Raw genomic sequence first — 24,385 nt, forward strand, 5'->3', positions numbered from 1 at the left:
GAACTACCCGATCTCGACCAGCAGGTCCTTCGCGTCCACCGCGTCGCCCGGCTTGACGTGCAGCGCCTTCACCCGCCCGTCGCGCGGTGCGGAAATCCGCGTCTGCATCTTCATCGCCTCGATCGCGACCAGCGCCTCGCCCTGCGTCACCGCCTGGCCCTCCGCCACCAGCACGCTGGCGATCACGCCGGGCATCGGCGCGCCGATCTCGCCCTCGGCCTGGTCCTGCGCCTTGCGCCGGTGCGCGCGGGTCGGCGTCGCCGCCCGGTTCGGCACCTTGACCATGCGCGGCTGGCCGTTCAGCTCGAAGAACACCCGCACATCGCCGTCATCGTCGGTCTCGGTCAGCGTCTGCAGCCGGATCACCAGCCGCTTGCCCGGCTCGATATCCACGGCGATGTCCTCGCCCGGCTCCATCCCGTAGAAGAACACCGGCGTCGGCAGCACCGCCACCGGCCCGTAATGCCCCCGCGCCTTGCGATAGGCGGCATACACGTCGGGATACATCGCATAGGCGGCGAGTTCGTCCTCGTCGATCTTGGCGCCGCAGCGCTTCTCCGCCTCGGCGCGCATCGCGTCGAGATCGGCCGGCGGCAGCAGCGAGCCGGGGCGGACGGTATAGGCCGCCTCGTCGCGCAGCGCCTTCGCCTGCAACGCCTCCGGCCATCCGCCCGGCGGCTGGCCGAGATCGCCGCGCAGCATCTCGATGGTCGAGGCCGGAAACGCGATCTCCCGCGTCGGGTCGAGCACGTCGCCCACCGACAGCCCCTGGCTGACCATCATCAGCGCCATGTCGCCCACCACCTTCGACGACGGCGTCACCTTCACGATGTCGCCGAACATCATGTTCACGTCGCGATAGGCGCGGGCGATCTCGTGCCAGCGCTCGGCCAGCCCCATCGAGGCCGCCTGCTCGCGCAGGTTGGTGAACTGCCCGCCCGGCATCTCGTGCAGATACACTTCCGACGCGCCGGACTGCAGGTCGCTCTCGAACGCGGCATACTGCGCCCGCACCGCCTCCCAGTAGAACGAGAGCTGGCGGATCGCCACCGGGTCGAGCCCGGCGTCGCGCCCGGTATGCCGCCACGCCTCCACCAGCGAGCCGAGGCAGGGCTGCGAGGTCAGGCCGGACATCGGGTCCATCGCCGCGTCCACCGCGTCCACCCCGGCCTCCACCGCGGCCAGCACCGTCGCCGCCGAAATCCCCGACGTGTCATGCGTATGCAGATGGATCGGCAGCCCCACCGCCTCCTTCAGCGCCCGCACCAGCACGCCCGCCGCCGAGGGTTTCAGCACCCCCGCCATGTCCTTGATCGCGAGGATGTGGCAGCCCGCCGCCTCCAGCTCCTTCGCCAGCCCCACATAGTAGTTCAGCGAATATTTCGCCCGCTCCGGGTCGAGAATGTCGCCGGTATAGCAGATCGCCCCCTCGGCGAGCCGCCCGCTCTCGCGCACCGCATCGATGGCGACGCGCATGTTCTCCACCCAGTTCAGGCAGTCGAAGATCCGGAACAGGTCGATCCCGCCCGCCGCCGCGCGCCGCACGAAATGCCGCACCACGTTGTCGGGATAGTTGGTGTAGCCCACCCCGTTCGCCCCGCGCAGCAGCATCTGCAACAGGATGTTCGGCACCGCTTCGCGGATCTCGCGCAGCCGCTCCCACGGGCTCTCGGTCAGGAACCGCATGGCGACGTCGAACGTCGCCCCGCCCCAGCATTCCAGCGAGAACAGCCCCGGCAGCCCGGCGGCATAGGCGGGCGAGGCGGCGACGATGTCGTAACTGCGCATCCGCGTCGCCAGCAGCGACTGGTGGGCGTCGCGCATCGTCGTGTCGGTCACCAGCACCCGGGTCTGCTCGCGCATCCATTGCGCGAACCCCTCGGGGCCGAGCCGCTCCAGCACCTGCTTCGTCCCCTCGATTGGCGCCGCCGCCAGCCGCGGCACCTCCGGCCGCCGCGCGCTCGCCGCCGGCCGCCGCCGCCCCCGCGTCTCCGGGTGCCCGTTCACCGTCACGTCGGCGATGTAGCGCAGCAGCCGCGTCGCCCGGTCGCGCCGGCGGGGCAGGGCGAACAGCTCCGGCGTGGTGTCGATGAACCGCGTGGTGTAATCCCCGGCGCGGAACGCGGGATGCGTCAGCAGCGCCTCCAGGAAGGGCAGGTTGGTGCTCACCCCGCGGATGCGATACTCGCGGATCGCCCGCACCATCCGCGCGATCGCCTCCTCCGGCGTCGGCGCCCAGGCCGTCACCTTCTCCAGCAGCGCGTCGTAGAAGCGTGTCACCACCGCGCCCGAATAGGCCGTCCCGCCATCGAGGCGGATGCCGAATCCGAACGCCCCGCGATAGGCGGAAATCCGTCCGTAATCCGGAATGAAATTGTTCTCCGGGTTTTCCGTGGTGATCCGGCATTGCAGCGCGTGCCCGTCGAGCACGATGGCCTCCTGCGCCGGAATCCCGGTCTCGTCCGGCCGCCCGATCCGCCCGCCCTCGGCGATGCGGATCTGCGCCTTCACGATATCGAGCCCGGTCACCACCTCGGTCACCGTGTGCTCCACCTGGATGCGCGGATTGACCTCGATGAAATAGAACCGCCCGGTCTCGCGGTCGAGCAGGAACTCCACCGTCCCGGCGTTGCGGTAATCGGTCGCCCGGCCGATCGCCAGCGCCGCCGCGCACAGCCCCTCGCGCGTCGCGGCGTCGAGATACGGCGCCGGCGCCCGCTCGATCACCTTCTGGTGCCGCCGCTGGATCGTGCAGTCCCGCTCGAACAGGTGCACGAGATTGCCGTGCGAATCGCCGAGGATCTGCACCTCGACATGCCGCGCCCGCCGCACCAGCTTCTCGAAATACACCTCGTCATTGCCGAACGCCGCCAGCGCCTCGCGCCGCGCCGTCTCCACCTGCTCGGCCAGCCCCTCCGCGCCCTCGATCGGCCGCATCCCGCGCCCGCCGCCGCCCCAGGAGGCCTTGAGCATCACCGGATAGCCGATCTCCGCGGCGATCCGCCCGATCTCCGCCGCATCCCGCGGCAGCGGCGCCGAGGCCGGCATCACCGGCACGCCGACGCTCTCCGCGAGCTGCCTGGCCGCCACCTTGTTGCCCAGCGTGCGCATCGTCCGCGGCGCCGGCCCGATGAACGCGATCCCCCGCGCCGCGCAGGCCTCGGCGAACTCCGGATTTTCCGACAGGAACCCGTAGCCCGGATGGATCGCGTCCGCCTTCGCCTCCTCGGCGACGCGCAGCACCTCCTCGATCGACAGATACGCCTCGATCGGCCCCATCCCCTCGCCGATCAGATAGGCCTCGTCCGCCTTGAAGCGGTGCAGCGAGAGCTTGTCCTGCTCGGCATAGATGCCGATCGTGGTAATCCCGAGCTCGGTCGCCGCCCGGAACACCCGGATCGCGATCTCCGACCGGTTCGCCACCAGCAGCCGCCTGAATGTCTGCACCGCCCTGTACCCCCTTTGTAACTTTTTTTGACCCCCGGACCCTATGGTCACCTCGCCGCGAGGGCAAGGCTTTTTGTGCGCTGCGGCAAAAATCGCCCCCCGCTTCACCCCGCGCCCGTTCTGCGCGACAACCGGCCCGATCACCGCGAGGGAAGAGGAGTCCATGAGCCAGCCGCGCACGACCGCACCCGCCGTTACCTGTTTCGGCCCCGATTTCCCTTTCGCCTATGACGACTGGCTGTCCCACCCCGCCGGCCTCGGCGCGCTGCCCGAAGCCGCGCACGGCGCCGAGGTCGCGATCATCGGCGCCGGCATCGCCGGCATCGTCGCCGCCTACGAGCTGATGAAGCTCGGCCTCCGCCCCGTCCTCTACGAGCAGGGCCGTCTCGGCGGCCGCCTCCGCTCCGAGCGTTTCGCCGGCGCCGAGGATGTCATCGCCGAACTCGGCGGCATGCGCTTCCCCACCTCGTCGCGCGGCTTCTACCACTATCTCGACCTCGTCGGGCTCGACACCGCGCCCTTCCCGAACCCGCTCTCGCCGGCCTCGCCGAGCACCGTGATCGACCTCGAGGGCACCACGACCTATATCGAGGGCACCGGCCCGCTGCCGCCCTTCTTCGCCGAGGTGCAATCCGCCTGGGCCGAGGCTTTGGAGCAGCAATCCGGCTTCGCCGCCCTGCAGGCGGCCCTCCGCGCGCGCGACGTCGCCGCCCTGAAATCGCTGTGGAACCCCATCGTCGCCGCCTGGGACGAACGCACCTTCTACGATTTCGTCGCCTCCAGCCCCGCCTTCGCCCGCCTGTCCTTCCACCACCGCGAGGTCTTCGGCCAGGTCGGCTTCGGCACCGGCGGCTGGGATTCCGACTTCCCGAATTCCATGCTCGAAATCCTCCGCGTCGTCCTCACCGAGCTCGAGGACGACCAGCGCCTCGTCATCGGCGGTGTCGAGCAGCTGCCCCGCCGCCTCTGGGCCCACGCGCCGTCGCGCCTCGTCCACTGGCCCGCCGGCACCACGCTGTCGGCGCTGCACAACGGCGCGCCGCGCCCCGGCGTCGCCCGCCTCGCCCGCGCGCCCGACGGCGCCATCGCCGTCACCGACCGCTGGGGCCACGAGCGCCGCTACGCCGCCGTCCTCTCCACCTGCCAGACCTGGCTGCTCACCACCGCGATCGAGACCGACGAGCGCCTGTTCTCCCAGAAACTGTGGATGGCGCTCGACCGCACCCGCTACATGCAGTCCTCGAAAACCTTCGTGATGGTCGACCGCCCCTTCTGGCGCGACCGCGACCCCGTCACCAACCGCTATCGCATGTCCTGCACCCTGTCGGACCGTCTGACCCGCGGCACCTACCTGTTCGACAACGGGCCGGACCGCCCGGCCGTCATCTGCCTCTCCTATTCCTGGATGAGCGATGCGCTGAAGGTCCTTCCCCTGCCGCCGGAGCGCCGCGTCGCCCTCATGCTCCGCGCCCTCTCCGCCATCTACCCGGATGTCGACCTGCCCGCCCGCATCATCGGCGATCCCGTCACCATCTCATGGGAGGCCGACCCCGGCTTCCTCGGCGCCTTCAAGGGCGCGCTCCCCGGCCATTACCGCTACAACCGCCGCATGTACTGCCACTTCATGCAGGACGACCTGCCGCCCGAGCAGCGCGGCCTCTTCCTCGCCGGCGACGAAATCTCCTTCACCCCGGCCTGGGCCGAGGGGGCGGTGCAGACCGCGCTCAACGCCGTCGGCGGCATCGTCCGTCATCTCGGCGGCGCCGCACCGGCGGCGAATCCCGGCCCCGCCGAATCCTTCGCCGCCCTCGCCCCCGTCGAGCTCCCCGAATGACGCCGCCCCGCTCACCATCCCGTCATCCGCCGCTGACATAAGCTCCCGCCGCCCCTACGTGACGCTCCGCGCCCGGCATCAGGGGCCGGCGCGCCACGGAGAACGGAGCAAAAACATGGATCTGGCCTTCGCCGCGCGGTTCCTGGGGGCGTTCTTCGCCATCATGAACCCCTTCGTCACCCTGCCGATCTTCCTGTCGATGACGGCGGACCGCACCGTCGCCGAACAGCGGTCGATCGCCCTGCAGGTCGGCACCTACAGCACGGTGATGTGCATCGTCATCGCCGTCGCCGGCAACGCGATCATCGGCTTCTTCGGCATTTCGATCGACGCCTTCCGCGTCGCCGGCGGCCTGGTCCTGCTCGGCATCGCCTTCTCGATGCTGAACGGCCACCCGATCACCGCGCACGAGCGCGGCGACCACGAGAAATCCGCCGACTCCGCCGCCGATGCGGCGGACGACGCCGAGGGCGGCATCGCCTTCTACCCGATGACCTTCCCCCTCGTGGTCGGCCCCGGCACCATCGCCACCCTGATCATCTATGCCGGGCAGGCCCGCGGTGTGCCGGAATACGTCGCCCTCGGGCTGATCACCGCGCTGCTGCTCGCGGTGCTGATCGTCGTCCTCTACTTCGCCGCCTCGATCGGCCGGCTGCTCTCCGCCCGGATGCGCGTGGTCATGACCCGCCTGATGGGCATGATCCTCGCCGCCATCGCCGTCGGCATGGTCACCGCCGGCCTGAAGATCCTGCTCCCCGGCCTCACCTGAGGCCCCGCGAACCGCACAGGAGCCCCATGCGCGCCATCCTCTCCGTCCGGATTTCCTCGCCCCTGCCGGCCGACGAACTCGTCCGCCGCATGAACGCCCGCGCCGCGGACTTCGCCGCCGTGCCCGGCCTCGTCCAGAAATCCTTCGGCCTCGACCCGCTCAGCGGCGACATCTGCGGCATCTACATCTTCGAAACCCGCGCCGCCCTCGAAGCCTACCGCGCCAGCCCCCTCGCCACCTCGATCCCCGCCGCCTACGCGGCGACGGAGATCCGCCGGGAAATTTTCGATCTGGTCAACCTCGTGCAGGCGCAGAGCGCCGGGGCGCCGAGGGCGGAGCCGTCATAGATTTTGTGACTTGGCCGTGTTGCTAACCAGGTTCACGTGCTGTTTGCCGCCGAACATTGTCGAACGACAGAAAAGGCAGTCGAACACGAGGATTTCGGGATCGATCTTCTTCACCTCGGCGAGCGCGGTCGACAGTGTCATGTCCGACTTGAACATGCGGTTTCTGACGGTCAGGACGGACGAAAACTTGTGGCTGTATTTGCTCTTATGCATTTTGGCATATGCGGAAGAAGATTTGTCCGCCACCTTCATTCGATCCTTGCCTATCCGGTTGTTACCCACACCCACTAAATGTAGGGTGTGTCCATTCCCCGGAATAAAGCTCGTCAAAGGTTGGTGCGGCTGCCCTACCCGCGATTCCGAGCAGCGAGCGGAACGCGTTGAAGGGATAGAGGCGCCGGTTGAACCGAAACGTGAATTCATTGAGGTAGGCTTGTAGATGTTTGGCGCTGACCCCGTGATGGATGCCGTTGATCCAGGTCTTCAGGTTGGTAAAGACCAAGTGGACGATCGGCAGGAATTCTTCTGCCACCTCCGGGTCGCCGCATTCGGCGATTGCATGGTGGTCGAACCCGCGCCTTCCGAGACCGGCATAGCCGCTCCAGTCGTCGGTAACGATCAGCGATCCGGGAGCAACGGCGTTTTCGACGAATCCGCAGAGCGAATTGGCGCTACGGTCGGGGACAACAGCGAGACGAACGCGTCCCGCGTAGCGACCGTCTTTCCGATTGTCGAGCTTGGTTCCCGGTTTCCGGTGGCGCACCTCCACGGCACAGGCGACGAGAACCTTGTGATGGACACCCCGTCCATCGCCTCGGGTTCGTCCTCCAACCCACGTTTCATCCACTTCGACGTGTTCTTGCGGCGTGTCGCCAATCTTGTCGCGCTCGGGGCGCACCATCCCGGCGCGCAGCTTATGAAGGATGCCGAAGGCGGTCTCGTAGCGCGACAGGCCGAGTTGCCGCTGAAATTGGACGGCCGACATTCCGGGCGTCTGGCTGGCGATCAAGTAAGCCGCCCAGAACCAAGTCGACAGCGGCGTGTGACTGCGTTCCATAACGGTCCCAGCCATCAGGCTTACGTCTTTGCGACAGGCCCGGCAGCGCAGAACGCCCGGGCGCGCCTCGAAACGGAACGGCTCGCCAACGACGCCGCACCTTGGGCAGGCGAACCCTCCATTCCAGCGGGCGCTTTCGAGATAGGCGGCACAGGCCGCGTCGTTCGGGAAAATACGCTGGAATTCCGGCAGAGACTGCGGGAACGGCAGGTCTTCACGGGCCAGGACATCCATGCCCAACACTAGATCTAGTAGGTATGGGAGTCAACCGGATAGGCAAGATTCGATCGTCCAAAAAATTATAGTCTTTAAAATTTTGATTGATGGTTTGGGCGATGGAGTCATATGTCTCCCCCATCTCGTTGTTGCCCTTGCCCTGATATTTGGTCAGGATGTAGTCGAAACATGATTCGCCCTCGCTAACGAGTTCTTTCACGGCGCCGACGCTGTGGTAGAAGCTGCTGAATCCGGGGTCGACAACCGAATATGTATCTTCGGAGTAAAACCGCAGCACCGTATTGCTGGGTACGGTGAAAATGTTGGTCTTCGTCAGCACCGTATGTCCGCCATGGGCGGTGATGATGCACGTATTCGTCCCGATCTTGGGCTTGAAATAATATAGCTGATCGCCGAGTTCGTAGATGTCGAGCCCTCCCCGCTCGGTGACTTTGGTCATCTTCGTCTTCGAATCAAAAATGCCCACGATCTGAAACTCCCTTCCGGTCAAGCCGGCAGAAATTGAACGAATATTGAAAATCTGACGCCTTTATCTAGGCTATTCGCGAAACCAAAAGCCGGGTGGTGACGGCCGGAGCACTCGTTCGCGCCGAGCGGCCGATGGTAGCGACAGCGAAACGGGTTCATCGCACATATGATTTTTACCTTGACCCGCAGTGCCGACAAGTGTCCCGCGTCACACAACCGATGCGGAGAAAAAACGATTGCCCACCCCCGCCCCTCCATGGTCTTCTGCGCCGCATGAACCTGGCCGCCCGCTTCGCCGCGATCATCCAAGGCCTCTGCGCCGCAGTCGCGAGGCGCGGCGCTAACGGGGCGTTCGTGCGCGAAACGTCGCGTCGCGGCTCGGCCTTCGCCGACCCGCACGCCCTGACCGTCCTGCTCTGGTCCCGCCTGCAACGCGCCGTCGCCCGCTTCGCCCGCCTCGCCGCCGGCGCCCCGCCGCCGCGCCCGCGCCCGCACACCCCGCGCCCGGCCCGCGCCCGCAGCGCGCCGGACCTGCCGCGCCGCCGGGGCTGGCTGCTCGCCCCGGTGCCCGAAGCCACCGCCGCCGCCTCGCAACTCCGCGCCTTCCTCGCCGAACCCGAAACCCGCGCCCTCATCGCCGCCGAACCCCGGCTCGGCCGCATCCTCCGCCCGCTCTGCCGCACCCTCGGGATTTTGCTCCCCGCACCGCAATCTCGCGCCCGCCGCCCCCGCGCACCCGGCGCCCCGGTCGCCGCCGACCCGCCGACCCGGCCGCACCGCCCGGCCCGGCACGTATCCGCTCCGCCGCCCGCGCGCCCCGCCCGCGCCCGCCTGACCGGGCAAGCCATCCGTTTTCCGCCCGCCCGACGGCCCCGCCGCCGGACGCATCCGCGCGCGCCGATTACCCCGCGGCGCGTTCCAGTCGCGCCGCCGCCCGCGCCCGGCCGATCAGCGGCAGCAGCGCCGCCAGTTCCGGCCCGTGGCTCTCCCCGGTCAGCGCCAGCCGCAACGGCAGATACAGCGCCTTGCCCCGCGCCCCGCTCGCCGCCGCCACCGCCCCGGTCCATCCCTTCCAGGTCGTCTCGTCCCACGGCTCCGGCGGCAACGCCTCCAACGCGGCGCGCAGCAGCGAAGCCGCCTCCGGCAGCGACGGCGTCTCGATCTCGCCGCTCACCACCTCCCGCCACAGCCGCGCCTCCGACAGCAGGTCCAGGTTCCCCCGCACCGCCATCCAGAATTCTGCTCCGCACCCCTCGGGCAGGCGCTCGGCCACCGCCTCGAAAGGCAGCCCATGCAGCACCCGCCGGTTCAGCGCCAGCAACTGCTTCGGATCGAAGCGCGGCGCCCCGCGCGAGAAATCGCCAAGGTCGAACGTCCCCGCCAGCTCCTCCAGCGTCAGCGGCTCCGGGTCGCGCCGGCTGCCCAGCCTCGCCAGGTAAGAGACCAGCGCCATCGCCTCGATCCCGTCGCGCCGGAACTGCCGCACCGAAACGCTCCCCGCCCGCTTCGACAGTTTTTCGCCCGTCACGTCCGAAATCAGCGGTAGATGCCCGAACGCCGGCACCGCCCGCCGCGGCTCCAGCGCGCGCATCAGGTCGATCTGCACCGCCGTGTTGGTCACATGATCCTCGCCGCGGATCACATGCGTCACCCCCAGCTCCAGATCGTCCACCACCGAGGTGAACGTATAGAGCGGCGTACCGTCGGCGCGGATCAGCACCGGGTCGGACACGGTGCCGAGCACCACCTCCCGCCGGCCCAGCACCAGGTCGTTCCACGCCACCGCCCCGTCCGACAGCTTGAACCGGAAATAGGGCCGCTTGCCGCCCGCCTCCGCCGCCGCGCGCTGCTCGGCCGTCAGGCTCAGCATCGCCCGGTCATACACCGGCGGCAGATGCCGCTTCGCCCGCAGCGCCCGCTTCGCCGCGAGCTCCTCCTCCGACTCGAAACACGGATAGAGCAGCCCCGCCGCCTTCAGCCGCTCCGCCGCCGCCGCGTAGCGGTCCATCCGGTCGGACTGCCGCGCCATCTCGTCCCAGCCGATGCCGAGCCAGCGCAGGTCCTGCTCGATCCCCGCCTCGTATTCCGGCTTCGACCGCTCGCGGTCGGTATCGTCGATGCGCAGCAGCAGCGTCCCGCCCATCGCCCGCGCGGCGAGGGCGTTGACCACCGCGAGCCTCGCATTGCCCGCGTGCAGATGACCGGTGGGGGAGGGTGCGAAACGGAACTTGACCATGTCCCTCCGCTAGCATGGCATGATTGCGCCGGGCGAGAGGCCTCGCGCGCATTTTCATGGCATAACCGCTCCCCGTCCGGGAGACCCACACGTGAGCGCCACCGTCCAGACCCGCCCCCAGGCCACCGGCCGCACCGCCATGGCCGTGCTCGTCGGCGTCAGCATCTGCCACCTGCTGAACGACATGCTGCAGGTCCTGCTGCCGGCGGTCTACCCGCTGCTCAAGGGCGGCTTTCACCTGAACTTCGCGCAGATCGGCCTGATCACCCTGGTCTACCAGGCCACCGGCTCGCTGCTGCAACCGCACGTCGGCCTCTATACCGATGCGCGGCCGATGCCCTACTCGCTGCCGGTCGGCATGGCGCTGTCGATGTCCGGCATCGTCACCATCGCCTGGGCGCCGAGCTACGACATCCTGCTGGCCGGCGCCTGCCTGCTCGGCATGGGCTCGTCGATCTTCCATCCCGAATCGGCGCGCATCGCCCGCGTCGCCTCCGGCGGCCGGCACGGCCTCGCCCAGGCGATCTTCCAGGTCGGCGGCAATTTCGGCCAGTCCCTCGGCCCGCTGCTCGCCGCCTTCTTCATCCTGCCGCGCGGGCGGGCGAGCATGGCCTGGTTCGCCATCGCCGCCCTCTGCGGCATGGCGCTCCTCACCGCGCTCGGCCACTGGTTCCGCGCCAGCGGCCACGCCCGCCCCCGGCAGCGGACGACGCTCACCGCCGCCGACCTCGACACGCGCAAGGTGCTGGTCCCGCTCGCCCTGCTCGGCGTGCTGATGATGTCGAAATTCGTCTACCTCTCGAGCATCAACTCCTATTACATCTTCTACCTGATGCACCGCTTCGGCCTGAAGGTGCAGGCGGCGCAGATCGACCTGTTCATCTTCCTCGCCTCGGCGGCGGCGGGAATCATGATCGGCGGGCCGATCGGCGACAGGGTGGGCCGCCGCACCGTGATCATCGGCTCCATCCTCGGCGTGCTGCCCTTCACCCTCGCGCTGCCCTATGTCGGCGAGACGATGACGGTGGTGCTCTCGGTCATCATCGGGCTGATCCTGTCCTCCGCCTTCGCCTCGATCGTGGTCTACGCGAACGAGCTGGTGCCGGGCCGGGTCGGCGCCGTCTCCGGCCTGTTCTTCGGCCTCGCCTTCGGCATCGCCGGGCTCGGCGCCGCCGGCCTCGGCGTGGTGGCGGACTGGACCAGCATCACCACCGTCTACCAGATCTGCGCGGTGCTGCCCGCACTCGGCATCGTCGCCCTCTGGCTGCCGAAACTGCACTGACCGCGCGCGGTTGGCGTTTCCCCGCCGGGCCGGCTATGCAGGGCCGATGCGGAGACCGAGATGCCAGCTGCCGTGAACCCCCCGCCCGACGACCTGCCCGCCGAGCCCACCCAGGCGCGCCGGTTCGGCAAGGCGCGCACGGCGCAGGCGAGCGCCGTGCTGGAAGACTATGTCGAGCTGATCGCCGACCTTATCGCGATCAATGGCGAGGCGCGGCCGATCGACATCGCCCGCCGCCTCGGCGTCTCGCACCCGACGGCGGTGAAGACCATCGCCCGGCTCAAGCGCGAGGGGCTGGCCACGGCGAAACCCTATCGCGGCGTCTTCCTCACCGAGGCGGGCCAGGCGCTGGCCGAGCGCGTGCGCACCCGGCACCGGCTGGTGGTCGCCCTGCTCAAGGCGGTCGGCGTGCCGCCCGAGACCGCCGAGGCCGATGCCGAGGGCATCGAGCACCACGTGTCGGACATCGCGCTGAACGCCTTCAGCCGCTATCTCAAGACCCGGGGCTGATCCGGCCGGACGGGCATCGTCCGAACGGGCAGGGCGATGCTTGCGCTGGATCAAGGGGGGCAACCACGCCCGCTCCTAGCCTGAGCCCGTTGGCGCGCCACGGGGCGCGCCGGTGCATCGCACAGGCAGAGGAGATCATCCGCCATGTCCACCCTTCGTCACCGCCGCGCCGTGCTGGCATTCGCCGCCGCCGGCCTCGCCGCGCTGGGCGCCGGCCGCGCCTTCGCCCAGGACCAGACCCGCACCCAGGACCAGACCCGCGCCCAGGATCAGCTTCGCACGCAGGACCAGCAGCGCCTGCTCGACCAGCAGCGCCTGCGCGAGCGCCAGCAGGACCGGCTGCACCAGCGGGCCGACGCCGAGACCGAGCGGCTGCGCGAGCGCGAGCGCGACCGCCTTCGCGAGCGCGACCGCGAGAACGAGCGCGCGCAGATGCGCAACGGCAACGGCAATGGCAACGGCGAGCAGAACCGCGTCCAGAACCAGTACGAGAATCAGAACCAGAACCAGTATCAGGACCAGATGCAGAACCGCTCGGGGATGGGCGGCGTCGGCGGCGGCGGCATGGGCGGCGGAATGAGCGGCGGCGGCCGCGGGCGCTGAGCGCGGCGGCGCCGGTCAGGACGGGCCGGCGCCGCCTTCCGCGCGCGCCCGCAGCGCCTCGAACAGCACGAGCGTCGCGCTGACGATCAGCGGGCCGAGCACGAAACCCGGCGGGCCGAACAGGATCAGCCCGCCGATGATCGCGATGAAGGACGGCACCGTGTGCAGCTGCAGCCGGTTGCCGACCAGCACGGGGCGGACCACGTTGTCGATCGTGCCGACCACCAGCGCCCCCCAGAGCGAGAGGATGATCGCCTTCTCCTCGTGGCCGTTCAGCGCCAGCAGCACCGCCTCGGGAATCCAGACGATGAAGGCGCCGAGCACCGGCACCAGCGAGAGCATCCCCATCACCACGCCCCAGAGCAACGGCGCGGCGAGGCCGAGGCCCCAGAACATCAGCCCGCCGAGCAGGCCCTGCAGGGTCGAGACCATCACCGTGCCGTAGATCACGGCATAGACCGTATCGGCGGTGCGGCTGAACAGCCGGTCGGTCTCCGGCCCGGTCAGCGGCAGCACGGCGCGCAGCGCGGCATCGGCCCGCGCGCGGTCGCGCAGGAAGAAGAACAGGATGTAGAAGGTCAGCACGATCTCGACCGCCTGCGCCAGCGAGCCGCGCAGGAACGAGGCGCCGACCGTGCTGAGCAGGCCGCTGGCCCGGGTGATCATCGCCTGCAGGTCGATCTGCCTGGCGAGCCAGTCCACCTGCGGCGGCACCGCGAGCGTGCCGGCGGCGAGGTGCTGCTGCACATAGGCGGCACTCGCCGCCGCCTCGCGCACCAGCCGCTCGATCACCAGCACCGCGGGGGCGGCGACGACGATGGCGGCGATGCCCACCGTGATGATCGCGGCGGCACCCGGATGGCGCACCAGCCGTTCGAGCCGGCGCTGCAGCGGGGTGAACAGGATGGCGAGGGTCAGCGCCCAGGTCAGCGCGCCGGCGAAGGGCGCGGCGAGCAGGGCGCAGAGCACGAGCCCGCCGATCGCCCCGGCGGCGAGGGCGAGCACGCCGGCGCGCGGCAGGGTTCCGCCCGGCTCGGCCGCGCGCTGGCGAGATGGCGGGGCCGGGCCGGTCATCGCGCCGCCTAGCCGGTCGCGCGCTTGACGAAGCCGGGTTCGGCGGGCGGCTCGGCGAAGGTCTCGACGATGTCGGTGACATCGGCGAGCGGCGGGCCGCGGCGGCAGGCGCGCAGCAATTCCTCGACCGCGGGCGCATCCCCGGCGACCAGCGCCTCGAGCGTGCCGTCCGCCCGGTTGCGGACCCAGCCGGCCAGGGCGAGGCGGCGGGCGCGCGTCACCATCCAGTCGCGGAACCCGACACCCTGGACGCGGCCCGACAGGATCAGATGCTTCGCGATCATGACCGGGCGAGATTAACGAACCGGGCGGCGCTGGCAATCTCCCCGCCGATCCGCGCGCGGCGGGCGGCGGCCTCGGCGTCCTCGCCCCAGAGCCGTTCCTGCCAGCGTTCGTCGAGCGTCGCGCAGTCATGCGCCGCCGCCGGCGCGATCGCGCCCGCCGCGACGGCGAGGCCGAGCACGAGGCTGCCGAGGGCGGGGACGGTGACGCCGAGCCCGGCGAGGCTCCAGGCATCGTGGGTGGCGAGCGCCGCGTCGAGGCCGGCGATCGCCTCCGGCGGCTGGTCGATCGCGGTGATGCCGGCGGTGACGGCGAGGCGCGCGCCGAGCGTGGCGCCGGCCCAGTCGAGCCAGGGCTGCCAGAGCCGCGCCTGTTCGGCCACCAGCCCGTCCGGCCCGGTGGCGCGGTAGCAGAGCAGGTCGCTGCGTCCATAGGCGAGCAGGCCGGCGCGCACCGGCGCCGTGTCGGGCGCGATGCGCTCGACGGCGGTGCCGGCGAGGCGGGTGAGCGGCAGGTCGTCGGGGCGGATGTCCTGATCCTTGTCCGGCGCGTCCCACTCGGCGGCGATGGCGCGGGCGAGGGCCTCGGCCGGCACGGCGAGCGGGGCGCCGCCGGGCAGGCGCACCGGCCTGCCATCGAGCGTGATGCCGAAGCCCGTCTCCAGCGCCTGCACGGCGACGGCGCTCCAGATGCGCTTCATCGCCGCGCCGTCAGTGGAACAGCGACTGGAGCAGGTTCTGCGGCCCGCTCACCGCGCCGGGGGCCTGGCCGCTGCCGCTGCCGGTGCCGCCGCCGTTGCCGCCGCCCGTGGCGAGGCCGGCGGTGGTCGGCGCCGGGCCGGGATGGCCCATCCGCGCGAGAGCCAGGGCCGAGGCGCAGCTCTGCGGCGCGGCGGAGCGCGGCGCCAGGCCGAGCTGGCGGGTGATCTGGCCGAACAGGGTCTGCCCGCCGCCCATCTTCTGGCCGGCGGCGGCGATCGCCTGGGCATAGTCGCCGGGCGGGGCGATGCCGGTGGCCGGATGCGCCAGCGTGCCGGTGACCGCGAAGGGGATCGGCGTGGCGCCGCCGCCGAGATCGGTCTGCGGCCGGAGCACGACGTTGAGCCCCTCGGTCGCGAGGTTGACGGTGCCGCCGCCGGTCATGAACAGCCGGCTGGAATCGAGCGTCAGCGCGCGGATGCTGGCGAGGCCGGCATGGGCGTCGATCCGCGTGGCGAAGCAGCGCAGCTGCACCGGGCCCTGGGCGCCGGCGACGCCGGCGGGCAGGCCGGCGGCGGTCAGCAGCCGGTCGAGCAGCGCGCCGTCGATCTCGCCGTTCACCGTCGAGACGCCGAGCGAGCCGTTCAGGGTCGAGGCGATGTCATGCGCGGTGGAGCCGGCGCCGCCGAGATCGGCGTAGAGCTGCACCGTCGCCGAGGCCGAGCCGGGCTGGCCGAGCAGGCGGAGCAGCGGGCCGAGGCGGAAGGCCGGCGCCTGTTCGATGAGGCGCACGCTCGGCGGATTTGCCGCGGCGTCGACCATCAGCGTGCCGGAGACCGGGCCGCCGGGCAGCTCGCCGCTGATCGGGCGGACCGTGAGCACGCCGTTGCGCAGCAGCGCGTGCGCCGTCAGCGCGCGGTAATCGGCGCCGGCATAGGTGAGCTTGTCCACCGTCAGCTCGACATTGCCGTCCGCCGCGCGGAGCAGGTTGAAGGGCAGCGGCGTATCGGGGATCAGATGCGGGTTCGACGGCGCGACCGCCGCCGCCGGTTTCGGCTGCGGGCTGGCCTGCGGCGGCGCGGCACCGCCGGCGCCGGCCGTGCCGGGCGTGGCCGCCGCCGGCTTCGGCATCGCCTTGAGCAGCGCCGTCAGGTCGATCCGCGAGGCGTGGATCACCGCCTGCAGGTCGGGCTTCGGGCCGAGCCGCAGGCTGAAGGCGCCACCGAGCTGCGCCTGGGCGGAGCTGATCGCGAGGCTGTTCAGCGCGACCGTGTTTGCAAGCCCCTGGCCGCCCGGATCGGTGAGCAGGCCGGAGACGCCGATATCGGTCCAGGCCGGCAGCGGCGTGCCGACGAGGTCGGAGAGTTTCGCGAGGTCGGGGATCGTCGCGCTCAGCTTCATCGCGACGCCGGCGAGCTTCGAGGGGGTCGCCATGCCGCCCGCGGCGTTGAACAGCGCGTTGCCGACCCGGCCGGCGACGTTCATGGTGAAGCGCTCGGTGGGCACGGCGTGGGCCGGGGCGGGTGCGCCGAGGGCCGCCTCGATCACGGGGCCGACCGGGCCGGCCTTGCCTTCGAGCCCGACCTGCCGGCCCTGGTACTGGCCGGCCAGCGCGACGTCCACCGCCTGGTCGAGCGCGGGCAGGGTGATGTTCATCGAGCGGAGCGACAGGCCCTTGCGCCAGGCGGTCAGGTCCGACTTGCCGGCGGTGAGGCTGACATTGGTGACCGAGGGCAGGGTCCCGCCGGCGGGCGGGCCGAGATCCGCCCGCAGGTCGACCTGTTGCAGCGGCGGCAGGTCGCCGCGGTCGGCGGCGGGCAGGTAGGCGGCGAGCGGGGCGAGGTCGGGTGCCGTGGCGTGCAGGTGCAGCGCGTAGCCGCTGGCCTCGCGCGGATGGGCGATCTGCCCGGTCACGCGCAGGTTCGCCCCCTGGCCGCTCACGGTCAGGTCCACCGGCCAGGGCGCGCCGCCGGCGACGCTGCCGGTCAGCCGCGAGACCGGCCCGGTGGTGCCGGCCACGGTGAAGGGGGTGCCGTTGTACTGCGCGTCGATCGCCAGCTGCAGCGGCGCGTCGAGCGAGGCGGCGCGGCCGGTGAAGCGGGCGATGTGCAGGACGGTGGGCTGCGGCGTCGCCAGCGCGGCGGGCTGGCCGGCGTTGAGCGGGACCAGCGCCATCGGCGGGTGGTAGGTGATCGTGCCGTTCTCGATCGAGACCGATTGCAGGGCGACGCCGGCCGCCGGGCCGGATGCGGACCCGGTGCCGGCGCCGGTGCCGGCGGGTGCCGGGGCGCCCTGGCCGATCAGCCAGTCGGGCGTGCCGGTCGGCCCGTATTCGAGGTTGATCACCGGATCGACCAGCACGAGATCGAGGATGTTGAGCTGGTGGCGCAGCAGCGGCAGCAGCGCGACCTTCGCCTCGATCCGCCGCAGGGTGGCGAGATTGGTGTTCTGGTAGCCGGGCGGATTGGCGATGGTGATGCCGGTGGCCGAGATCGTCGGCACCAGCGAGAGGCTCATGCGCAGCCGCCCGTCGATGCTGACGGGCCGGTGCAGCGCCCGTTCCGCCGCGGCGATCACCTGCGGCTTGTAGCTGTTGGGATCGAAGCTCGCGAGGAATAGGCCGATGACCGCGAGCGGTGCCAGAATGACGATCGCGACAACGATGACCGCGATGCGCCGGAAGGTCCGTCTTGCCTGCATGATCAACCCCTTACGCCAAAACCGCGATCGTTGCGAGGGCGGCGGCGCGGGATTGCGCTGAATTCAGAACCCGAACATGTGATCGAACGAAAACGCGCCATGGCCGAGGCCGGCGCCGTCGTGCTTGCCGTGATAGCCGAACAGCCGGCAGGTCGCGTCGCGGATGATGACGTAGCCGCCGGCGGCGCGCGCCAGCACCTCGGCGCCGAAGATCCGCCAGGGCTCGACGATGGCCGAACCCGAGCAGGCGATGGCCAGTTTCTGCTCGGCCAGCACGCGGCCCTCGGCGTCGTGCAGCATCAGCACGGTGGCCGAGTGCGGATGCCAGGCGGCGGAGGCGGGGTAGGTCAGCACGCAGAAGCTCGGCCGCGTCGCGCTGCCGAGATCGAGGAACAGCCGGGTCGACAGGCCGGGCGGCGGGCCGGAATAGGATTGCGGCTCGCCCTTCCAGGTCATCAGCGTGTTGAACACATGCGCGCCGAAGCTGGTTTCGGCGGCGTGCGAGCCGTCCCGCGCCTCGTAGCGGAACAGGCCGTGCAGCCATCCATCCGCCTCGCCGCCCCCGGCGAAGTCGTAGACCAGCTCGCCATGCCCGCCTTCCGGCAGCGCGCCCTCCGGCAGCACCTCGTCGAGATCGATGGCGCAGGCATGGTCGCGCGGGAGCGTGCCGGGCCGGTGCTCGGCCACCTTGCGTCCGTCCGGCGCGAAGACGTCGAGCCGGAGCGGCAGGTCAGCCTGGGTGTGGGCCATCGGCGTCGGCAGCGCGACCGAGCGGAACCGCTCCCGCGGCAGGATCGGGAAGGGGAGCAGAAAACCGCGGCCGAGCAGCGGCGAGAGGCTGCGGATCGCCGGATCGGGGCGGAGGTCGGCGCGCTCGACATTCATGTGGGCGATGCGGGTGCGCCCGGCGCGCACCACCTCGTAGCGCGGGCGCACCACGTGGCGGCCTGCGCGCAGCTCGATCTGCGCCGGCCAGCGCAGCCCGGGCAGCAGTTCGGCGACGTCGATGGCGCGGGTCGCGAACGGGGCGATCGGCTCCGCCAGCGCCACCGGCGCCTCGGCGCCCATCCGGTCGAGGCTGATCGCCCCGGCGGGGATCGGCACGGCGTGGCTGTTCTGCACCCAGAGGATCACCGTCTCGTCCTCGCGCGGGGCGGGCAGGCCGGCGAAGCGCTCGGAGGGCCAGGCATTGGCGTCGTGCGTGCAGGACAGGCTCGCCCCGTTGCCGGCGGCATGGGTGTCGAGCGCGTATTTCACCACATCGTGACCGGCGACGCCGATGGCGTGGATGAAGAGCTGCCCGGTGAACGGCCCGAGCCCGTGCGCGCGCCGCACCTCGGCGCTGTCGATGCGGACGCTGCCGGCGTGATCGGGCAGCGCGCGCTCGAACTCGGCGAGCACCGCGCCGGCGGCGTCGAACAGGCGGCACCACAGGCGCACGCCGGTCGCGCCGTAGCCGTGCCAGTAATTCGCGGTGACGAGGCTGGTCGTCATCGCGTCGTCGTCGCGGAAGAAGGCGAAATTGGTGGCGAAGTTCAGCGGGTCGAGATAGCGGCGGCGGTTGGTCAGCAGCCGGTCGGGCAGGCGCACCTCGTCGAGGGTGAGGATGTCGGCGCCGGGCAGCAGGGTGGCCAGCCGGTCGGCCAGGCGGTGCGCGTCGAAGGCGGCGATCAGCACGGTGGCGGGTGCGGCGGCGACGAGGTCGGTCAGCGGCCTCGTGGCGAGGCCGCCGCGGCGCTCGCCGATCGCCAGCGTGTCGTGCACGTAGACGGCATCGACCGGAAACGCCGGGGCCAGGGCGCGCAGCGGCGCAAAAATGCGCTCGGGATCGTAGACCGCGACCGGGCCGGCGGCGGCCAGGCGCGCGGCCAGGCGCTCCAGCGCCGCGGCGGCCAGCGGGTGCGCCAGCGCCTTGTAGACCGCGTTGCCGCCGCGGACATTGTCGAACGTGTCGATCTCGAGCATCGAAGTCAGACTCCCAGCATCCGGCGCAGCTCGGCGGCGGCCATCGGCGTGTCGTTCAGCGCCGCCGTGGCCCAGGTCTGCAGCCGGCCATCGAAGTTCCGGGCGCGGCCGCAGGCGACCATGTCGTCCATGAAGGCGCCGATGCGGGTGGATTTGCCGGGCAGGCGGGCGATCATCACCGGCGCGTCGGTGGCCACCGCCTCGGAGACCATCGAGACGGAATCCCCCGTCACCACGATCGCGTCGGCGACGGCGAGCATGCCGAAATAGGGGTTCTCGCCCTGCATGTCCCAGATCCAGGCGCCGCGCGGGCGCAGCGCCTCCTCGAGGATGGCGCGGGCGGCGGGCTCGGTGCGGCGCGAGGGGGTGAGCATCAGCCCGACGCGGTCGCGGTCCATCATCCCGGCGAGCTGCTCGGCGAGGGTGCGCGCCGCCGCGGTGTCGAGCCGGTAGCGGCCGTTCGAGCCGCCGACCAGCACGGCGACGAGCGGGCGCGGCAGGCCGGCGAAATGCGGCGCCCACAGCGCGCGCTCGAGGGCGAGGCGCTCGGGCGTGACCCGGTGCAGCGCGGTGCGGGTGACGATGACGTTCGGGCCGGTCAGCCCGTCGTGCTTCGCGACCACCACGGCGTCGAACCGGCCGGTGTCCATGCGCGGGTGCTGGATGATCACGGCCGGCAGGTCCGGCCGGCGCAGCGTCGCCAGCACGCGGGCGGCGGCCCCGCCGGCGCCGAGCATCAGGTCGCCCTCCGGCGGGGCGAGGGCCGCCGCGTCGATCGCGCAGCGCGGATCGGGCCAGAGCATCGGCGAGAACAGGGTCCACGGCCGCTTCGGCGCGATGACGCGGAAATCGGTCCGGAATCCGGCGGCTTCCGCGAGGCCCAGGGCCTGGGAGCGGAGACCGGCGAGGTCGGTGCACAGGACGCGGGCGGTGACCGGAGCGGCCTGTCCGTCGGCGATGGCTTGGGTTGCGGCCATGAGAGTCGGCGCGGCTTGCATCGCGGCGTTTTCGTGCCAGCCGGACATTTCGTCAACACATGTCGCACGGTTGCAGGTTTTTCATCTCTGGGTAGAGTGGCGCCATGGCAAGTTCGCGCCGAATGAAAGCCCGCCACGACCGCGCCGGACCGGCGGCGCCGCCGTGATGAGCGCGGCCGGGAGCGACACGGCATCGCTGCCGCGCTTCGAGGTGCGGCTCGCGGCGCCCGACCTTGCGCCCTGGCTGCCGGGCAATACCGGCATCGAGGGGTTCATCACCTTCGCCGCCCCGCGCTCGGGGCCGCATGTGATGGTGCTGGCGCTGATGCACGGCAACGAGATCGCCGGCGCCGCGGTGCTCGACGCCCTGCTGCGCGAGGGGCCGCGCCCGGCCTGCGGGCGGCTCACGCTCGGCTTCGTCAACCTCGCCGCCTATCGCCGCTTCGATCCGGAGAACCCGGTCGCCTCGCGCTTCGTCGACGAGGACCTGAACCGGGTGTGGGACCCGGCGGCGCTGGAAGGCCCGCGCCGCTCCGCCGAGCTCGACCGTGCCCGCGCGATCTGGCCGCTGATCGCCGAGGCGGACTGGGTGATCGACCTGCATTCGATGCTCTGGCCCTCGGACCCGCTGGTGCTGTGCGGCCAGGGCGCGCGCAGCCGGGCGCTGGCGATGGCGATGGGCACGCCGGCGCTGGTGGTGGCCGATGGCGGCCATGCCGGCGGGCGCCGGCTGATCGACCATCCGCGCTTCCTCGCCGAGGCGGGCGATGCCGCGGCCGTGCTGGTCGAGGCCGGGCAGCACTGGCAGGAGGACACGGTGCGGCAGATGCGCGCGAGCGTGGATGCCGCGCTCGCCCGCGCCGGCATGATCGGGCCGGTGCCGCCGGGCGCGCCGCCGCGCTTCGCCGAGGTCTCGCGGGTGGTGACCGCCAATACCGGCCGCTTCGCCTTCGTGCGGCCGTTCCGCGGCGGCGAGGTGATCCGCCGGCGGGACACGCTGCTCGCGCGCGACGGCGCGGCGGAGATCCGCACCCCGCACGACGACTGCCTGCTGATCATGCCGAGCCTGCGCACCAGCCGCGGCCATACCGCCGTGCGCCTCGCCCGCTTCGCCGCGCCGGAGTGAGCGCCGCGCGCTATTCCGAGCCGCGTTCGGCCCCCTGGCGCCAGCGCGCCTCGGCCTCGGCCTGCAGGCGCTTGAAGCTGCGGCGGCTGAACGGCAGCATCGCCAGGTAGGCGACGACGAGCAGCGAGAGGCCGAGCCAGGGATCGGCCATCAGCACCGCGGCGGCGACGATCACGCCGAGCAGGATGCCGATGACGTAGTGCGGCGGCACCTTGAAGTTCTTGAAGTTCCAGACCGGCAGCGTCGAGATGCAGAGCAGCGCGGTGCCGACCAGCACCGCGGCGCTGAGCGCCGGTGCGCGGGCGAGGGTGGCGAGGCCGGCGCCGCCGTGCCGCGCCGCCTCGAGGCCGAGATAGATCGGCAGCAGCGCGATCGCCGCCCCCGCCGGGGCGGGCACGCCGGTGAAGAAGTTGCCGGCGAAGCGGAAGGCGGGCAGGTGGCCATCGGCCTCGTGCGGGATCTCGTCGATCGCCGCGTTGAAGCGGGCGAGGCGCAGCGCCATGCAGGCGGTGAACATCAGCGGCGGCAGGTAGCCGAACGCGCCCCAGGCGCTGAGCGACCAGAGATAGAGCACCAGCGCCGGCGCCGCGCCGAAGCAGAGGAAGTCGGACAGGCTGTCGAATTCCGCGCCGAAGCGGGAGGTGGCCTTGAGCAGGCGGGCGAGCCGGCCGTCCAGCCCGTCGATCACGCCGGCGACGGCGATGGCGATCACCGCGCCGCCGAAGCGCTGCTCGAGCGCGAAGCGGATCGCGCTGAAGCCGACGCAGAGGCCGAACAGGGTCAGCAGGTTCGGCAGCATGCGGTTGAAGCTCATGCCGCGCAGGCGGGGGCGGCGCGGCGGGCGGCGCCGGGGCAGGGCGAAGAGCGGCGGCTTTTCCGCCCCGCTCATGACCCGCCTTGCGGCGCGGCGGGGGGCAGCAGGCCCATCACCGTCTCGCCGCCGACCATGCGCTGGCCGACCGCGACCAGCGGCACCGTGCCGGGCGGCAGATAGAGATCGGTGCGGCTGCCGAAGCGGATGATGCCGAAGCGCGCGCCGGTTTCCACCCGGTCGCCCTCGTGCACGTCGCACAGGATGCGCCGCGCGATCAGCCCGGCGATCTGCACCACCGCGATCTCGGCGCCGGAATCGAGGCGGATGGCGAGGGCGTTGCGCTCGTTCTCCTCGGCCTCCTTCGCCGCCGCGTTCACGAACTTGCCGTGGCGGTAGGAGATGCGGGTGACGATGCCGGCCATCGGCACGCGGTTCACATGCACGTCGAGCACCGAGAGGAAGGTGGCGATGCGCGGCATCATCACCGCCGGCAGGCCGAGCTCGGGCGGCGGCAGCGCCTCGTCGATGATGACGACGCGGCCATCCGCCGGGGCGAGCAGGGCATCGGGCCGGGCGGGCGGCACGCGCGCGGGGTCGCGGAAGAAGAACAGGCAGAACAGCGCGAACAGCGCGCCGAGCCAGGCCAGCCAGCCGGCGGTGGCGAGGCCGATCAGGAAGACGACGAGGCCGGCGGCGATGAACGGCCGGCCGGCGCGGTGCGGCGGCACCAGGGCGGCGCGCACGGAGTCGATGATGTCCATGCGCGGGTTATGGCGAGCGGGGCGAGGACTGGCAAGAACGCCCTTCGCCCAGGGGCGGGATCAGCTCGTGCGGGATCAGCTCGTGCCGGCGCTGGCCGGCGGCGGCGCGGGCCGGGCGGCGGGCGGCGCGGGCCGGGCCGTTGCGGCCGCCGGCGCCGGCGCGGCGCCGGTTGCGGGCGGCAGCACGAAGCGCTGGCCGGGATAGACCAGGTTGGGATCGCGGATGCTCGCCTCGTTCGCCTTGTAGATCAGCGAATAGTCGACGCCGCGGCCATAGACGCGCCGGGCGATCAGCCACAGGCAGTCGCCGCGCTCGATCACGACATGGTGCGGCGCGACCGGGCCGACCGCGCGCGGGGCGTAGGCGGTCTTCATCTCGCCGATGACGGCCCCCTTCGCGTCATGCGCCGTGAGGCTGAAGGTGCCGGGCTTCGCCGGCATGTGCTCGACCTTCAGCGTCCAGCGGCCATCCGGGCCGGCGGTCGCGGTGCCGAGCGGAGCGCCGTCGAGCGAGAGCGAGACCTGCGCGCCGGGCTTCGCCGTGCCGGCGATCAGCGCGTGGCCCTTGCCGTCGTAGTCGACCGAGCCGATGCCGAGCGTGCCCGGCGCCGGGCCCTGGCCGCTCAGCACCTTCGAGGGCTCGCCGCTCTTGCCGGCGAGCACCGCGAGCGGCCCCTCGTTCGGCGCGGCGGGCACCGAGACGGTGACGTCGCGGTTGCTGGCCAGGGTCTGGCCGCCGGGGCCGGTGGCGGAAAGGGCGAGCTGCTGGCCGCCGGCGGGCAGCGGGCGGGAGGTGACGAAGGCGAAGCTACCGGAGGAATCCGCCTTCACCGTGCCGATCGTCTTGCCGTTGGCGGTGATGGTGACGGTGGCGCCGGGCGCGGCGTGGCCGGCGATCACCGCGTTGCCGCCGGCATCGACGCGCACCGTGTCGAAGCTCGGGGTGCCGGCGGGCCTGGCCGGCGACGCGGCGGGATGGACGGTGGCGTTCGGCGGCGGCGCGACCGGCCGGGTCGGTTCGATGTCGCGGCGGTTGCCGAGCACGGCGAGGCCGATCACGGCGCAGAGGCCGAGCGCGCCGATCGCCGCACCGGGCAGCCAGCCGGGAGCGCGCGTCCGTTCGCCCTGGCTCTCGCCGCTGGGGGTCTGGTTGGTTGACATGTAAAGAACTCTTGATGCCGATCGCTTGCCTATCCTG

General features: G+C 71.5%; 21 protein-coding genes. 7 read left to right on the forward strand and 14 right to left on the reverse strand.

From position 1 onward, the window contains the following. Window positions 1-3 precede the first annotated feature (3 nt). The gene (gene pyc / locus ACMV_RS14870) at window positions 4-3,447 is read right to left on the reverse strand and encodes a pyruvate carboxylase (protein ID WP_013640942.1); all 3,444 of its coding nucleotides are present in this window, start codon (window positions 3,445-3,447) and stop codon (window positions 4-6) included. A 163-nt stretch (window positions 3,448-3,610) separates the two neighbouring features. Between pyc and ACMV_RS14875 the strand changes: the two genes are divergently transcribed. From ACMV_RS14875 to ACMV_RS14885, 3 genes are all read left to right on the forward strand, one after another. After that, entirely contained in the window at window positions 3,611-5,281 is a 1,671-nt protein-coding gene (locus ACMV_RS14875) for a flavin monoamine oxidase family protein (RefSeq protein ID WP_013640943.1), read from the forward strand. Between the two features lie 115 nt (window positions 5,282-5,396). Beyond that, the gene (locus ACMV_RS14880) at window positions 5,397-6,050 is read left to right on the forward strand and encodes a MarC family protein (protein ID WP_013640944.1); all 654 of its coding nucleotides are present in this window, start codon (window positions 5,397-5,399) and stop codon (window positions 6,048-6,050) included. A gap of 26 nt (window positions 6,051-6,076) precedes the next feature. Further along, the gene (locus ACMV_RS14885) at window positions 6,077-6,397 is read left to right on the forward strand and encodes a YdhR family protein (protein ID WP_013640945.1); all 321 of its coding nucleotides are present in this window, start codon (window positions 6,077-6,079) and stop codon (window positions 6,395-6,397) included. Here ACMV_RS14885 and ACMV_RS14890 read toward each other — a convergent pair. The 4 genes from ACMV_RS14890 to gltX form a co-directional block, all read right to left on the reverse strand. Then, on the reverse strand, window positions 6,392-6,649 hold the full coding sequence (locus ACMV_RS14890; protein ID WP_013640946.1) for a hypothetical protein: 258 nt from the start codon (window positions 6,647-6,649) through the stop codon (window positions 6,392-6,394). The two genes, ACMV_RS14885 and ACMV_RS14890, sit on opposite strands and share 6 nt — an antisense overlap. A gap of 22 nt (window positions 6,650-6,671) precedes the next feature. Then, window positions 6,672-7,688 (reverse strand): IS1595-like element ISAcr1 family transposase, encoded by a 1,017-nt coding sequence (locus tag ACMV_RS14895; protein ID WP_007421341.1) that lies wholly within the window; start codon window positions 7,686-7,688, stop codon window positions 6,672-6,674. Further along, complete coding sequence (locus ACMV_RS14900; protein ID WP_154653548.1) at window positions 7,669-8,130, reverse strand: putative adhesin; 462 nt, start codon at window positions 8,128-8,130, stop codon at window positions 7,669-7,671. Before ACMV_RS14900 ends, ACMV_RS14895 begins: the two co-directional genes overlap by 20 nt. 930 nt (window positions 8,131-9,060) lie before the next feature. Beyond that, on the reverse strand, window positions 9,061-10,395 hold the full coding sequence (gene gltX, locus ACMV_RS14910) for a glutamate--tRNA ligase (RefSeq protein ID WP_013640949.1): 1,335 nt from the start codon (window positions 10,393-10,395) through the stop codon (window positions 9,061-9,063). Window positions 10,396-10,486: 91 nt separating this feature from the next. Between gltX and ACMV_RS14915 the strand changes: the two genes are divergently transcribed. From ACMV_RS14915 to ACMV_RS14925, 3 genes are all read left to right on the forward strand, one after another. Next, on the forward strand, window positions 10,487-11,677 hold the full coding sequence (locus tag ACMV_RS14915) for an MFS transporter (RefSeq protein ID WP_013640950.1): 1,191 nt from the start codon (window positions 10,487-10,489) through the stop codon (window positions 11,675-11,677). A 60-nt stretch (window positions 11,678-11,737) separates the two neighbouring features. Then, window positions 11,738-12,187: a manganese-binding transcriptional regulator MntR gene (gene mntR, locus ACMV_RS14920; protein ID WP_007423558.1), complete on the forward strand. Its 450-nt coding sequence runs from the start codon at window positions 11,738-11,740 to the stop codon at window positions 12,185-12,187. A 144-nt stretch (window positions 12,188-12,331) separates the two neighbouring features. Further along, on the forward strand, window positions 12,332-12,790 hold the full coding sequence (locus ACMV_RS14925; protein WP_013640951.1) for a hypothetical protein: 459 nt from the start codon (window positions 12,332-12,334) through the stop codon (window positions 12,788-12,790). A gap of 15 nt (window positions 12,791-12,805) precedes the next feature. Here the strand turns inward: ACMV_RS14925 and ACMV_RS14930 are convergent, their stop codons facing one another. The 6 genes from ACMV_RS14930 to ACMV_RS14955 all read right to left on the reverse strand — a co-directional run bounded on the left by ACMV_RS14930 (window position 12,806) and on the right by ACMV_RS14955 (window position 20,534). Next, the gene (locus ACMV_RS14930; protein ID WP_012040229.1) at window positions 12,806-13,864 is read right to left on the reverse strand and encodes an AI-2E family transporter; all 1,059 of its coding nucleotides are present in this window, start codon (window positions 13,862-13,864) and stop codon (window positions 12,806-12,808) included. 8 nt (window positions 13,865-13,872) lie between these two features. Further along, window positions 13,873-14,148 (reverse strand): acylphosphatase, encoded by a 276-nt coding sequence (locus ACMV_RS14935; protein WP_012040230.1) that lies wholly within the window; start codon window positions 14,146-14,148, stop codon window positions 13,873-13,875. Then, entirely contained in the window at window positions 14,145-14,846 is a 702-nt protein-coding gene (locus tag ACMV_RS14940) for an ATP12 family chaperone protein (RefSeq protein WP_012040231.1), read from the reverse strand. Before ACMV_RS14940 ends, ACMV_RS14935 begins: the two co-directional genes overlap by 4 nt. Window positions 14,847-14,856: 10 nt before the next feature. Further along, window positions 14,857-17,544: an AsmA family protein gene (locus ACMV_RS14945; protein WP_013640952.1), complete on the reverse strand. Its 2,688-nt coding sequence runs from the start codon at window positions 17,542-17,544 to the stop codon at window positions 14,857-14,859. Between the two features lie 63 nt (window positions 17,545-17,607). After that, complete coding sequence (locus tag ACMV_RS14950; protein ID WP_013640953.1) at window positions 17,608-19,509, reverse strand: hypothetical protein; 1,902 nt, start codon at window positions 19,507-19,509, stop codon at window positions 17,608-17,610. Window positions 19,510-19,514: 5 nt separating this feature from the next. Further along, a complete protein-coding gene (locus ACMV_RS14955; RefSeq protein ID WP_013640954.1) occupies window positions 19,515-20,534 on the reverse strand; it encodes a mitochondrial fission ELM1 family protein in 1,020 nt (339 codons plus the stop codon). A 118-nt stretch (window positions 20,535-20,652) separates the two neighbouring features. Between ACMV_RS14955 and ACMV_RS14960 the strand changes: the two genes are divergently transcribed. Continuing rightward, window positions 20,653-21,612 (forward strand): M14 family metallopeptidase, encoded by a 960-nt coding sequence (locus ACMV_RS14960; protein ID WP_012040235.1) that lies wholly within the window; start codon window positions 20,653-20,655, stop codon window positions 21,610-21,612. Between the two features lie 10 nt (window positions 21,613-21,622). On the opposite strand, the gene ACMV_RS14965 is transcribed toward ACMV_RS14960, so the two are convergent. From ACMV_RS14965 to ACMV_RS14975, 3 genes are all read right to left on the reverse strand, one after another. Further along, window positions 21,623-22,501 (reverse strand): CDP-alcohol phosphatidyltransferase family protein, encoded by an 879-nt coding sequence (locus ACMV_RS14965; protein ID WP_012040236.1) that lies wholly within the window; start codon window positions 22,499-22,501, stop codon window positions 21,623-21,625. Beyond that, complete coding sequence (locus tag ACMV_RS14970; protein ID WP_012040237.1) at window positions 22,498-23,187, reverse strand: phosphatidylserine decarboxylase; 690 nt, start codon at window positions 23,185-23,187, stop codon at window positions 22,498-22,500. Before ACMV_RS14970 ends, ACMV_RS14965 begins: the two co-directional genes overlap by 4 nt. 75 nt (window positions 23,188-23,262) lie before the next feature. Continuing rightward, window positions 23,263-24,348, reverse strand: a complete 1,086-nt coding sequence (locus ACMV_RS14975; RefSeq protein ID WP_013640956.1) for a LysM peptidoglycan-binding domain-containing protein — start codon at window positions 24,346-24,348, stop codon at window positions 23,263-23,265. Window positions 24,349-24,385: the final 37 nt, after the last annotated feature.

It is taken from the genome of Acidiphilium multivorum AIU301, from assembly GCF_000202835.1.
Classification (GTDB): domain Bacteria; phylum Pseudomonadota; class Alphaproteobacteria; order Acetobacterales; family Acetobacteraceae; genus Acidiphilium; species Acidiphilium multivorum.